The sequence below is a fragment of the Pectobacterium polonicum genome (assembly GCF_005497185.1).
GTDB classification, from domain to species: Bacteria; Pseudomonadota; Gammaproteobacteria; order Enterobacterales; family Enterobacteriaceae; genus Pectobacterium; species Pectobacterium polonicum.
This window is the reverse complement of the sequence record NZ_RJTN01000026.1, coordinates 1-13,292: the sequence shown is the minus strand read 5'-3', so window position 1 is coordinate 13,292 and position 13,292 is coordinate 1. Positions and strand designations below refer to the sequence as shown.

Below are 13,292 nucleotides of genomic sequence, written 5' to 3'. Positions count from 1 at the left end.
TGCCGGATCAAGCTTATGTAGGATTCGTGCCTTATCGGCTTGTCTGAGCTCGCGGGGATCGTGATAGTACGCTGAATGCTTGATCTACTTATTTTGAGTAGGTATGACGCCAAAGGAGATTATTCGTCATGGTGGTCAAACGTCCTGTTTCTACCAGCCTGGCTCGCGCGTTTTTTTATATTGCGGTGCTTTCATTTCTGACGACAGGCATTGCGCTGTTGACGTTAGCCAGCGGTTTACGCGATGCAGAAGCGATCAACGTTGCCGGCTCCATGCGTATGCAAAGCTATCGTATGGGATATGACCTACAGGGCGACCGCACAGCGTTGGAATCGCATCGTCACCTCTATGCGCAAACGTTGGATTCCCCAGTTTTTCACCTGTTGGATCGCTGGTATGTGCCGCGTGATGTACACGATCGCTATACCGCGCTGTTACAGAGCTGGAAAATGATGGACGAGCGTCTGAGCGCAGGGGATAGAGGGTGGTATCAGGACAATATTGTTCGCTATGTCACGCAGATCGATCTCTTTGTGCTGGCGTTGCAACATTATTCCGAACGCAAGATGATGATAGTGGTTGTGACATCAATAATTGGTTCGATCACTATCTATATACTGATCTTCTTTACGCTGCGCCGTATTCGTCGTCAGGTGGTTGTGCCGTTGAGTAAGCTGATGGCGGCCTGTGCATCCATTGAGAAAGGGCGTTTTACCCATTCGCGGCTGGACGTCAATCTGCCTAACGAACTGGGATTACTGGCGCAAACCTTCAGCAGCATGACTGACGAATTGCAAAAGCTCTATCGCTCTCTGGAAGACAAGGTACGGCAGAAAACGCTGCGTTTGCAGGAAGTGAACCGCATGTTGAAGGTGCTGTACAACTGTTCTCAGGCGATGAATGTGAGTACGATCGACAGGCATTGCTTTCAGCAGATTTTGCAAATTGTTCGTCGCTATGAAACGGTCGGCTGCCTGGAAATGCGGGTAGGGGAGAACTGGCTGTTATGTGAGGGGCAGCCGGACGCGCAGATTGCGTGGCAGGCGTTACCCATCCGTTTGCAAGAGGTTGAATTTGGGCAGTTGCGGTGGCAGGCATCAACGCAGCAGCCGTCGGCACAGTTGATGGAAAGCGTCGCCAATATGCTGGGGCGCGGCCTCTATTTTAATCAGGCGCAGAAGCACTACCAGCAGCTGTTACTGATGGAGGAACGCGCCACCATCGCGCGTGAGCTGCACGACTCACTGGCTCAGGTGCTGTCTTACTTGAATATCCAGATGACGTTATTAAAGCGCGCAGTAGCGCAAGAAAATGCGCAGGCTCGGCAGATCATCACTGATTTTGAACAGGCGTTGAGCGATGCTTACCGCCAACTGCGGGAACTGCTGGGCACGTTCCGGCTGACGCTGCAACAGGCTGATTTGCCTGCGGCGATGCAGGAAATGATTGAACCGCTACGGGCGCAGACCCCGGCGACGATTCATATCGATTGCCGTATCCCTACGCAGGCGCTGGATGCATCACAGCAGGTTCACCTGCTGCAAATCATTCGTGAAGCGGTATTGAACGCGATTAAACATGCGCAGGCGGCGTCGATTGCCGTCAACTGTCGTACGCAGCCCGACGGTAGCCATTGTGTCGATATTCGTGATGACGGCTGCGGCATTGTCAATCAAGAGGAACCCGCGGGGCATTACGGTTTAAATATTATGCAGGAACGCGCCGAACGCTTAGGTGGCCGGTTATCTATTGGCCGCCATCCTGAAGGAGGAACGCAGGTTAGCGTCCGTTTTTCGACGCCGACCACAGCGCGTGAACGTGACAATACGAATAATCTCTACCCTGAATAATTCGAGCGGTGTGCACATGCCGCTTGAAAGATAACAGGGATAAATCATAAATAAAAAATAATAGATCTATATTACATTGGGGCTGGGCATGTCAGAAAAACCATCTTATCGCGTGTTGATCGTCGACGATCATCCGCTTATGCGTCGGGGAATTCGTCAGTTACTGGCAACTGATGCCATCTTTAACGTGATTGGGGAAGCCAGCAATGGTATGGAGGCGCTGAGCCTCGCGAATCGGGATTCTCCCGATATCATCTTGCTCGATCTCAACATGAAAGGATTAAGCGGGTTGGATACGTTGCACGCGCTGCGCCGTGATGGGATCTGCGCTCGTGTGATTGTGCTGACGGTTTCGGATGCGCCGAGCGATATTTATGCGCTGATGGACGCGGGTGCTGATGGTTACCTGCTTAAAGACAGCGCCCCGGAACATTTATTGGATTCCATCCGTAGCAGTGATGCATTTAGTGAACAGGTGCGCAATGTGTTGCGCCACCGTATTGTCATAAAGGAAACGCCGTCACCCTTTACCGTATTGACGGAACGTGAACTGGATGTGCTTCAGGAAGTGGCTTCAGGGCTATCGAACAAGCAAATCGCGAGCGTGCTGTATATTTCAGAAGAGACGGTAAAAGTGCATATCCGCAACATGCTGCGCAAACTCAACGTGCGCTCCCGCGTTGCTGCCACGGTGCTGTATCTGGAAACTCGCGGCCAGTAGTCTGCTGGCACGTTAAATGGGCGTTGTAAATAGGGCTTCCGAGTTGTTTCCAGAAGCCCGGACGCTTATTCACGAAGGAGGGAAAAAGCTCAATATTACAGGGATCGTGACGAAAGTGAGCAGTAGCGAGGCTATGATCGATAACGCGATCACATCCTGCTGATAGTTATACTTCTTGGCAAAAACATACACACCAGCGCCAATTGGCTGAGCGGCCATCACCACGGCCGTTGCCAGCCAGACCCCCTGAGATCCATCCATCCCGAATACATAAACGGCTATCGCGAACGTAACGGCAGGCTGTATCACGAGTTTTAACACAACCATCGGTAGTACTATTTTGCTGACCGTGACGTTCAGGTGCTCTTTTACCTTCAGTCTGGCAAGACCCAGTCCGAGAGCAAATAGCGCAGTGGTGCCCGCAGCATTGCCCAGAAAGTGCGCAAAAGACTCGATGACGACGGGGACCTGAATGTCGAGCAGAACGAACGCCAGACCTGCAAGCACCGCGATCGTCAATGGATTTTTCACGGTAGCCAGCGACGAGCGTCCCACGCTGTGAATCAGTCGCGTATTTGCGCCTGTCGCTCGTGTAGAAAATACATCCCAACTGATAATTACGGCCATGATTGCGGGGATATTGTGCAGAATGGTTGCTATCGCTGCGGGTAGCGCTGCTTGTTCGCCATAAACAGAAATCAAAATTGGCACGCCCATGTACCCCGTGGTGCCATAACATGCGCCCATACTAAGAATGGAAGACTGGGGCAGGTCGACCCTCATACGCTTTGCCAACAATGTAGCAAGTATGTAGGACACGGCGATCCCGATCAGCGTTGACAGAATAAAATTCCACTGTTTCAAATCGCCAATATCGGCATGCGCTACGGCAATGAACAATAAGGCTGGCAATGCAATATACAGAACATAATCGTTGATTAATTTATCCGCACTGCCGCTGTCGGGTTTTGCTTTTCCATAACAGTAGCCAACGAAAATCACCAGAAATAGGGGGACGACAATCAAGAACATAGGTGAGCCTCTTTTTTATATTTTTGAAGATATCGACTCTTGGATTTTGCGAGGTGTTTCATTAGTTTCTAAATGAATTATGATGTATTCATAATTGATTTAATCAATAACGATGGTTTTAAGAGGTTGAAATAACAGTGCGGGCGCAAGCAGAGCGGATAATGGGGCGTGGTATCACGTTGGAGCAACTGCGTATCTTTGTTGCTATCGCGGAGAGCGGTGGTTTCGGACGTGCGGGTGAAGAACTGGGGCGGACGCAATCAACGCTGAGCACTGGCTTGAAACGTCTGGAAGAAGATGTCGGTTGCCGCCTAATCGAGCGGCGTCAGGGACACATCCTCGGATTGACCGAAGAGGGAAGACAGTTGCTGCCCGCCGCTCGCGATATCTTGCTACGAACCCATCGGGCAATCGGTGCATTGCAGAAGTCTCCTATGATAGGCCGCATAGCACTTGGCGTCCCGGATGATTTTGAGGTTAAGAATTTGCACGACATCATTTCGCTATGCCTTGAAGAAAACCCTGGTTTAAGAGTGGAAGTCACGGCGGCTTCATCGAGCGTGCTGTCTTCGATGATTACACAGCAACGTCTGGATGTTGTGATCCTCAAAGGGATGGCGGGACAGCCGTTAATTTCTGAAGCAGAAAGAATTTTGCGTGTCGAATCTCTTCACTGGGTCAGTGCCGGCGCGGTGAATTTCAGTGAAATGGATGAAGTTCCCCTTGTTACTTTCCCTGATGGGTGTGTGATTCGGAAATGTGCGGTTTCGGCGCTGGAGCATGTCGGGCGTCCGTATTACTTTTCTTATGTGAGTGGGTCTTTCGATAATATCCGTAGCGCAGCGGCAAAGGGGCTGGGGATTGGTTTACTGCCGAAGAGTGCGCTGTCCGAGGCGTTATATGTCCTGAGGCCAGAAGACGGCGCTCCCAGTGTTCCGTCGATTCAGCTTGTACTCAGCGTGACGCGCCCCGGGAAACTCTACCAACAGTTTACCCGCTATATCGAACGAGCGTTGGCACAATAGGCTGAAGCTGGATTTTGGTTTGCGGCAGCATTAGCTAGCAGTAGCGGCTTGAATCATTCGACTTAAAACGAATGAATAAATAATAGATGTCGATGAAATTAACAAGATACGAGTAAGGGAAATTTCAACTCACATTCATTAACCTACGGGCGTAGGGTAATATTTACAGAACATGAATTGGTACGACCGAGTGGACTAAAATCCAGTATCTGATTCTTTGATTTAAAAAGATTTATTTCACTACTAACATGAGTAGTGGACTTTATTATGGACTTATTTTAAAGCTACGGCAATGCTTTCAGTAAGCGTTTCTACCACAACAGCTCTGGTAAGGTAGTGTGTTCATAGTAAAGAGGCAATGATTGTCAAAGCGAAGGGGAATCACTGAGTTAGTTGAGAATACTTACATCAGGAAATTGATGGTAGAGCAACCCAGAGGTTGCTCTATGCAGAACGATGCTCTCAAGCATCATGGTAGTAAGAACAATTGTTTTGGCTAGGGCTAGACATAGTGCCAGATACTTCCAGTGCATATTGCTTGATAGTGTACAGATTTATGCTTTTTATCCGCTTCCCTGGCGAAGCGGATAACTTTTGGTTCGTCAGCAAATTTTTATCAATAGCATCATGAATTAACGATTTCTGGTCTTTCTTTCTAGTTTATTACCATCGTCATCGAAATACCGGCTGGGCCAGATCTCTGCAGGTTCTACACCGAGTGCATCTGCTATCAGTTGTTCGCCTTTAGGCCAGGATCTCGTTAGTGCATTAGCGAGGGTAGAAGAACTGAGTCCTGCTTGTCGGGATAGAGCAGCCAGTGTGGTGTGTTTTTTACGAAGGCCTGCAATGATATCGGCGTTGTGCCAGTCCTGCTTATTCATCGTCATAGAATTAACCCTGAGTCTTACTGCTGGTGGCGATTCAGACAGGGTTTGCAGTACCGGCCATGTTTCCAAGTTCCGGCGAGGACGAATCCTCCCCTGCCTGAACCGCCATAACAGACGTACTCAAGCACACCAGCGCGTGAACGCTGATGGGAAACATGGTTTGGGGCTGCAAATCCCCGCCAATGGATTTTGCCAAAGGCATAACTAAGATAAGTGAAATTTGCAGCATTCTCAAATCAAATAGTGGATGAATTGGCTGGTTCTGTATCTGCAAGTTTCAATGAGGACGCAGACAATAAATGCCCTGATAAAGGTGATAGACAGAAATTAATCGATTACTTTCTTGAAAGAGACGGCTGTCTCATGTTGTTAAGTAAAATTTTCAGCATAACCGCGCATTCTGCGCAACTTCTTGCTCACTTTCTGGTGGAAATCACTTTTTGCGCAATGGATGCCGTTTTTTCACGAGGTCCGCGCAACTTCTTGCTCAAATTTTGCTTAGGGAAAATTTGAGTTAAGTAAATTAACAGTAAAAACAATTAGATAAAAGTTGGCATACGGATTGCTGTACGGGATGTGAAGTTACTCATCACGTTCAACAACAAGGAGCAAGACTATGCCAACTCCATGCTATATCAGCATCGAAGGTAAAACGCAGGGCAATATCACCGCAGGTGCTTTCACTTCTGACTCTGTCGGCAACATCTATGTGGAAGGCCACGAAGATGAAATGCTGGTACAGGAATTCAAACACATCGTCACCGTACCCACCGACCCGCAGTCTGGTCAGCCGTCTGGTCAGCGTGTCCACAAACCGTTCAAGTTCACCGTGGCACTGAACAAAGCCGTACCGCTGATGTACAACGCTCTGGCATCCGGCGAAATGCTGCCGACCGTAACGCTGAAGTGGTATCGCACCTCCGTTGAAGGTAAGCAGGAGCATTTCTTCTCTACCGTGCTGACCGATGCCACCATCGTGGATATCGACTGCAAAATGCCACACTGCCAGGACCCGTCCAAACTGGACTACACCCAGTTAATCGAAGTGTCGCTGGCCTACCGCAAAATTGACTGGGAGCACACGGTTGCCGGTACTTCTGGTTCTGATGACTGGCGTGCACCAGTCGAAGCGTAATTCTGTTGTATTCAACCCGGGCTTGTCCCGGGTTTTCTGCGTGTACTGTCCTGAGGTCTGACTCTCCAGACCTGAGTGCAGACAACACGGTTTTCATCACGGGAAACGAGGGAATAGAGGGAATAAACGTGGCAAACAGTACAGGATTACAGTTCACGGTAAAGGTCGGTGCATTGCCCGCCTCGACCTTTGCCGTGGTGGATTTTCAACTCAGCGAGGCACTTAACCAGCCGTTTGCCCTGTCGCTGAATCTGGCGAGTACCTTGCCGGATGTTGATTTTGGTACGGTACTCGACCAACCCTGTGAGCTGCTGGTGTGGTATGAAGGCGAACTGAAGCGCCGTGTCAGCGGCATTGTCAGTGCATTCGCACAGGGCGACACCGGCTTTCGCCGTACCCGCTATCAGATAGAGGTTCGCCCAGCACTATGGCGGCTGGGGCTGCGTACCAACGCCCGCATCTTTCAGGCACAAAAGCCGGAAGTCATTATCGGTACGTTGCTGGAAGAGTCTGGCATTACCGATTATGCCTTTGCATTACGTCACGACCACGCCCCGCGCGAATACTGCGTACAGTATCGTGAGAGTGATTTGGCGTTTGTCACCCGTCTGGCAGCGGAAGAAGGGCTGTACTTCTTCCATGAGTTTGAAGAAGGCAAGCACCGCGTCGTCTTTGCGGATGATGCCGGGGCGCTCAGCAAAGGCCCGGAACTGTTCTTCAACCTCGCCACGCAGGGCTTAAGTGAAGGTGAATATGTCCGCCGCTTTCGCTATGCCGAAGCCGTCAGCACCGCCGAAGTCACCCTCAAGGATTACAGCTTCAAAACCCCCGCCTACGGCCTGCTGCACAGCAAGATGAGCGGCGAATTAGCGCACCAGCGCGAAAGCTACCAGCACTTCGATTACCCCGGCCGCTTCAAACAAGATCCAAGCGGCAAGGCTTTCACTGGCTATCGGCTGGATGCATTACGCACGAATGCCATGACCGGCTCGGGTGAATCCAATGCCGCTATGCTGATGCCCGGCAGCAGTTTCACCTTAACCGAACATCCTAATCCGACGCTGAATAGTGGCTGGCAACTGGTTGCCATCACCCACAACGGGCAGCAGCCGCAGGCGCTGGAAGAAGAAAGCGGCGGTGAACCGACCACCTACAGCAACAGCTTCGAGGTGATTAGTGCCAAAAGCACCTGGCGTGCCGACCTGCCGTACAAACCGATGGTGGATGGTCCGCAGATTGCCACCGTGGTGGGCCCCGCTGGTGAGGAAATCTACTGTGACGAATATGGCAGAATAAAACTGCAATTCCCCTGGGACCGTTATGGCTCCAGTAATGACCAGAGCTCCTGCTGGGTACGGGTCAGCCAGGGTTGGGCCGGTGGCCAGTACGGTCTGATAGCCATCCCGCGTATCGGCCATGAGGTGATTGTCAGCTTCCTCGAGGGCGACCCGGACCAGCCTATCGTGACGGGCAGAACCTTTCATGCCACCAATCCATCGCCGTATCCACTGCCAGCGAACAAGACACGTACCTCGCTGCGTACCTCAACGCATAAGGGGGCGGGCTTCAATGAGCTGCGTTTTGAAGACCAGGCCGGGCAGGAAGAGGTGTTTATCCATGCCCAGAAAGACATGAACACCGTGGTGTTGAATAACCGTAGTACGACTGTGACCGCTGACCACACCGAAAGCGTCGGTGGCAATCAGGCGGTATCGGTAGTAAAAGACCAGTCCACTGAAGTCCAGGGGCAGCAGAGTATCGCCGTGACCAAAAACCGCAACACGGTCGTGGATGACAACGACAGCCTTCAGGTGAAAAACAACATCGCTATCCAGTCGCAGAAGGGGGACATCCTGATAGCCACTGACAAGGGGTTTATTGGTATCGGCGCGGACGGGGTCATCAACATCAAGGGTACCCACATTGTCATCAATGGCCAGCAAATCGACCTGAACTGAATAACAAGAACAACAAGGACACGTGAACATGTACCAGATGAACGAAGGCACCCTGGCCATTCCTGCGCAGTGGCGCGATGAATCCCTGCACGTTTTTGTCTTGCCGGATGAAACCACTAACCTGGTCGTTAACCGCACCCCGACCGAACCCGGTCAGACGCCAGAGGGGGTGTATCAGAAAACGCTGGAGCAGTTTTCTACCCATCTCACTGGTTATAAAGAAGTGCAATCGTGGGAACTGACACTGTCGGGCGCGCCAGCCCCGGCGCTGGAATACACCTGGCAGTCACCGGAAGGCCAGATGCATCAGGTGGTGGTAATGCAGGTGCGTGGCAACCTGTTGCTGACGTTCACCATTACCGCCGCTGATGTGCTGAGTGATGATCGTAAAACAGCATTATTGGCGGTGATCGAAACATTCAACGCTGCTGAACCTGCCACATCGGAGGGGATGGAGAGCGGCGATGCGTGATGAAATTCTGGCCCGTATTGCGCGTGTCGGCGCTATGCACGCGGGCAATCGGCCCACGCTGCCACCCGACTTACCGACACCCGGTAGCGGCTCGCCGCCGACCTCGCCGGGCAAGCCTATCAAACACAGCAGCTTTCTGGGGGCGCTGCTCGGTGCCGTTGCCGGGGCGTTGGTCGCCGCAGCGGTTGCGGCAGTTGCCGTTGCCCTGGTGGGCGTCACCGGTGGACTGGCGATTGCCGTGGTCGGTGGGCTGGCGGTGCTGGGGGCGGGAAGCCTGATATCGGCGGTCAGTGGTCGGGTATCCGCCATGGTGGACAGCGCCTCACCGCCTGCGGGGAAAGTGGACAGTGGTTCACCGAATGTGTCGGTGGAAGGGAGTCCGGTTTCCCGTGCTGAAGTCGATGTCGTGGTGTGCACCAAACACAGCGGTCCGCAACTGATTGCACAGGGCAGTGAAACTGTCTTTGTGAACGGTCATCCGGCGGCGCGGATTGGTGATAAAACCGTGTGTGGTGCCACCATCAAGGAGGGGGCATCGACGGTGTTCTTTGGCTCCGGTCAGGCTACCGTACTGGAGATACAGGACGAGTTCAGCGGCTGGCAGAAAGCGCTGCTGATTGCGGTGGAATTTCTGGTACCGCCGACCCGTGGCCTGTTTCGCGGGTTGGGGAAGTTATTCTTTCGCGGCCCCAAAGCGGTGATGAAAGGACTGGGCGCTGGTGCACTTTGGGCAGGCAAACGGCTGGCGCAAAAGACACGCTGTGCGACTACAGCATTTATTCGCAGCAAAGGGTTGGCCCGTTTTTCTCATGCTAAAGCGGCTTTCAAGGCTGATCCGGTTTATATCGCCTGCGGTGAAGTGATTGAAAATCGTATCGACCTGGCGCTGGGACAGACCATCCCGCTGGTGTTTGAACGCACCTATCGTACTGCCTCTTCACATGTTGGGTTGTTAGGCCGTGGCTGGCAGGATAGCTGGAGCGAGGTCGCTACCGTCAGTCAGGATGATGGCGGCATCCATGTCACTATCACTCTGGCACAGGGCTATGACATTGATTTCACCTTCGGGCTCGGTGCCACCGTGGTGTACTGCGCCGAATACCCCGAATTCAAGCTGCTGCGACGGCATAACGGTTTTCACCTCTGGCACCGCGACAGCCAGACCTGGCGTGCCTTTACCGTCAAACAGGGTGACCAGTTGCTGTTGTCGGCCATTACCGACAACCACCAGAACCGAATCGACTTTCTCCGCGACCCCAAAGGCTACCTGCGCAAGATACAACACAGCGACGGCATCGAGCTGCTGCTGGTATGGCAGGACGAGTTCCTGCGCCAGGTGCAGCGCATTGACGGTGGTCAGAAAACTGTGCTGGCCGAATACCGTCAGGATGAACAAGGCCGACTGGTAGAGGCAGATGCCTCTCATGCTTATCACCTGTTTTACGAGTATGACAACCATCATCGTCTGACTCGCTGGCACGACAACGACAAAACCTGGGCGCGTTATGAGTATGACCATCAAGGCAGGTGCATCTACACCACCTGTGCCGACGGCTACCTGACGGCGAAGTTTGAGTACCTGGCCGACCGTGTGGTGATGACTGACGGGCTAGGCCAACGCAGTGAATATGGCTTCAATGACCTGCACCTGATGGCGTGGGAGACATCCCCGCTTGGCCATATCACCCGCTATGAGTATGACGATGCAGGCAACCTGCTGCGGGAAATCTCCCCGGCGGGCCGGGTGGTGGAATTTGCCTATCTGGATGATACCGGACTGGTCAGCACCTTCACCGACGGCAGCAGCCACCAATGGCAGTACGCCTACGACGACCATGAGCGGCTTATCGGTATTACTGACCCACTCGGGCGCAACTGGGCATGGCAATATGATAGCAAGGGCAACCCGCAGAGCCTGACCGGACCGGATAACAGCGAAGTACGCTTTGCCTGGAACCGCTACGGCCTGCTGACTGAAGTCAGCGACCAGAACGGCCAGGTACAGGCCAGCCTGTTTTACGACCACCGTCAGCGCCTGCTGAGCGCCACGGATGCCGAATCCCGTACTCAGCAACTGCGCTACGACCAGCAGGACAGACTGACCACCTGGACGCGCCCGGATGGCTCAACCTATCGGCTGGGTTATCGTCGTGCAAGCTGGAAGCTGCCGGAGCAACTGCTGCGTCCAGATGACAAACAAGAGCAGCGCCAGTACGACAAGCACAACAACCTGCTGAACTATACCGACGGCAACGGCGCGGTATGGGCACAAACCTACGGCGCGTTTGATTTGCTGACATCACGTACTGATGCGGCAGGTCGCACCTGGCAGTACGAGTACGACAAAGACAGCCAGCAACTGGTGTGCGTCACGGCACCGGACGGTAACCAGTGGCAGTGGTGGCTGGATGCCGATGCGCGGGTTATCCGCGAACGGGACATGGCGGGTACGGAGACCCACTACGGCTATGACGAAGACGGCCACTGCATCACCGTTCGCAATGGCGAAGGAGAAACCCGCCACTTCCTGTACGACGGGCGCGGATTACTGATAAAAGAAACGGCACCAGACGATATGCTGCACTATCGCTACGATGCGGCAGGTCGGCTGACTGAAGTCACGTCCGCGACCAGTCATATCCAGTTGGCGTATGACGAGCGCGACCGTGTGCTAGAGGAGCACAACAGCGGTTCGGTAGTGATGCGCCACTATCAGGAGGCATCGCACACCGTTACCCGCAGCCTGTACTGGGAAGGAGAAGAGGACAGCGCGGCACTGACCAGTTCCTTCTGCTACAGCGCGACGGGTGAACTGCGGCAAGTACAGTTACCGGACGGTGCGGAGCTGACGCTGGCGCATGATGCCGCTGGACGTGAATCTACCCGCCACAGCAATGGCGGCTTTACGCAGCAGCGCGAATACGATGCCATGGGCTGGCTGACGCGGGAAATGAGCGGCCAGACGGTTGACGGTCGGCTGCAACCGGTACAGACCCGCGAATACCTCTATGATGGTGCAGGCAACCTGACCGGCACCCGGCGCAACCGCGAGGCCGCAGGCTATCAACTCGATGCCAGCGGGCGGGTCCTGTCGGTACTGAGCGGCGGCGCAGGTCGCACTGTTAACACCGAAGAGCAATACCGCTACACCCGTAGCGGGCTGCCGCAGGACGCGACAAGGCTGACCGAATGGCAGGCTGGACGACTGACCCAACAGGACAACACCCACTACCAGTACGACAAGGCTGGAAGGCTGATACGCAAACAGGTGGTACAGCCGGGCTATCGGCCGCAGGTGTGGCACTACCGCTGGGACAGCCGCAACCAGCTCAGGGTCGTGGACACACCGACAGGAGAGCGCTGGTCCTACCGCTACGACCCGTTCGGACGACGTATTGGCAAGCGCTGTGAGCAAACGCAGGACGAACTCCGCTACCTGTGGGACGGTGACCAGATTGCCGAAGTGCGGCATCATCGTGAAAATCAGCTTATCAGCCGCCGTCACTGGGTGCATAACGGCTGGGTGCTGTTGGTGCAGCAGCGCCAAACTGTGGAGGGGAACTGGGAAACGGATTTTGTCACCAGCGGCCATAATGGTGAACCGCAGGCAGCCTTTAATCCGCAAGGCGAACTTCGCTGGCAGGCTCCGCGCACCAACTTATGGGGCCAGCGTTATACAGATAATACTGAAAGTCTTGATCCGGGATTGGCATTTGCGGGGCAGTACCGTGACGCTGAAAGTAGCTTATGCTATAACAGGTTCCGCTATTATGATCCAAGCGGTGGTTGTTATATCTCGCCAGACCCGATCAGTATTTTGGGGGGTGATAATAATTATGGATATGTTCATAACCCAGTTGATTGGATTGATCCGTTTGGATTGGCTGGATGCTCTACCACTCTTGGTAAGAACATGATGCAGGGGATGGGATTGCCTCGTTCTAGTAAATGGAGTGGTTATCAGGCACACCATGTAATACCCAAGGAACTAGCTAATCATCCTGCGTTGAAGAAAATTAACTATTATATTGATAATGCTAATAATGGTATTTTTCTTCGGAAAGTGGATGACGGTGTGAGTGCTATGGCGAGGCATCAGGGTAACCATCATGGATATACAGATGCTATACGCGGAGCTTTAGATAGAATAGATCTTAATCAATCTGTGAGTTCTATTTCAAAGCAAGTGACTCAGATCCAAAATGCAGCAAA

10 protein-coding genes are annotated in these 13,292 nt (G+C 53.1%); 8 read left to right on the top strand and 2 right to left on the bottom strand.

Translation table 11 applies throughout. The features are described 5' to 3' along the window. Positions 1-128: 128 nt before the first annotated feature. Both narQ and narP read left to right on the top strand, forming a co-directional pair. Positions 129-1,850: a nitrate/nitrite two-component system sensor histidine kinase NarQ gene (narQ, locus tag EDI29_RS19790; RefSeq protein WP_193555681.1), complete on the top strand. Its 1,722-nt coding sequence runs from the start codon at positions 129-131 to the stop codon at positions 1,848-1,850. A gap of 88 nt (positions 1,851-1,938) precedes the next feature. Beyond that, positions 1,939-2,571: a nitrate/nitrite response regulator protein NarP gene (gene narP / locus EDI29_RS19785; RefSeq protein ID WP_137742246.1), complete on the top strand. Its 633-nt coding sequence runs from the start codon at positions 1,939-1,941 to the stop codon at positions 2,569-2,571. 69 nt (positions 2,572-2,640) lie between these two features. Here narP and EDI29_RS19780 read toward each other — a convergent pair whose 3' ends face one another. After that, on the bottom strand, positions 2,641-3,603 hold the full coding sequence (locus tag EDI29_RS19780; RefSeq protein WP_137742245.1) for an AEC family transporter: 963 nt from the start codon (positions 3,601-3,603) through the stop codon (positions 2,641-2,643). A gap of 161 nt (positions 3,604-3,764) precedes the next feature. Between EDI29_RS19780 and EDI29_RS19775 the strand changes: the two genes are divergently transcribed. After that, complete coding sequence (locus EDI29_RS19775) at positions 3,765-4,628, top strand: LysR family transcriptional regulator (RefSeq protein ID WP_241664974.1); 864 nt, start codon at positions 3,765-3,767, stop codon at positions 4,626-4,628. Positions 4,629-5,260: 632 nt separating this feature from the next. On the opposite strand, the gene EDI29_RS19770 is transcribed toward EDI29_RS19775, so the two are convergent. Then, complete coding sequence (locus EDI29_RS19770) at positions 5,261-5,509, bottom strand: helix-turn-helix domain-containing protein (RefSeq protein ID WP_395303349.1); 249 nt, start codon at positions 5,507-5,509, stop codon at positions 5,261-5,263. A 219-nt stretch (positions 5,510-5,728) separates the two neighbouring features. Between EDI29_RS19770 and EDI29_RS19765 the strand changes: the two genes are divergently transcribed. From EDI29_RS19765 to EDI29_RS19745, 5 genes are all read left to right on the top strand, one after another. After that, positions 5,729-6,028 (top strand): hypothetical protein, encoded by a 300-nt coding sequence (locus tag EDI29_RS19765; RefSeq protein WP_137742242.1) that lies wholly within the window; start codon positions 5,729-5,731, stop codon positions 6,026-6,028. Between the two features lie 103 nt (positions 6,029-6,131). Beyond that, positions 6,132-6,650 (top strand): Hcp family type VI secretion system effector, encoded by a 519-nt coding sequence (locus tag EDI29_RS19760; protein ID WP_040033016.1) that lies wholly within the window; start codon positions 6,132-6,134, stop codon positions 6,648-6,650. A gap of 128 nt (positions 6,651-6,778) precedes the next feature. Then, a complete protein-coding gene (locus tag EDI29_RS19755; RefSeq protein WP_137742241.1) occupies positions 6,779-8,608 on the top strand; it encodes a type VI secretion system Vgr family protein in 1,830 nt (609 codons plus the stop codon). A gap of 28 nt (positions 8,609-8,636) precedes the next feature. Further along, entirely contained in the window at positions 8,637-9,080 is a 444-nt protein-coding gene (locus EDI29_RS19750) for a DUF1795 domain-containing protein (RefSeq protein ID WP_137742240.1), read from the top strand. After that, a partial coding sequence (locus EDI29_RS19745; protein WP_137742239.1) for an AHH domain-containing protein occupies positions 9,073-13,292 on the top strand: 4,220 nt, incomplete at its 3' end. The genes EDI29_RS19750 and EDI29_RS19745, both read left to right, overlap by 8 nt.

Bases quoted from the DNA above. Each gene is read 5' to 3' on its own strand.
- narQ (WP_193555681.1), top strand. From the start codon at position 129: ATGGTGGTCAAACGTCCTGTTTCTACCAGCCTGGCTCGCGCGTTTTTT.
- narP (WP_137742246.1), top strand. From the start codon at position 1,939: ATGTCAGAAAAACCATCTTATCGCGTGTTGATCGTCGACGATCATCCG.
- EDI29_RS19780 (WP_137742245.1), bottom strand. From the start codon at position 3,603: ATGTTCTTGATTGTCGTCCCCCTATTTCTGGTGATTTTCGTTGGCTAC.
- EDI29_RS19775 (WP_241664974.1), top strand. From the start codon at position 3,765: ATGGGGCGTGGTATCACGTTGGAGCAACTGCGTATCTTTGTTGCTATC.
- EDI29_RS19770 (WP_395303349.1), bottom strand. From the start codon at position 5,509: ATGAATAAGCAGGACTGGCACAACGCCGATATCATTGCAGGCCTTCGT.
- EDI29_RS19760 (WP_040033016.1), top strand. From the start codon at position 6,132: ATGCCAACTCCATGCTATATCAGCATCGAAGGTAAAACGCAGGGCAAT.
- EDI29_RS19750 (WP_137742240.1), top strand. From the start codon at position 8,637: ATGTACCAGATGAACGAAGGCACCCTGGCCATTCCTGCGCAGTGGCGC.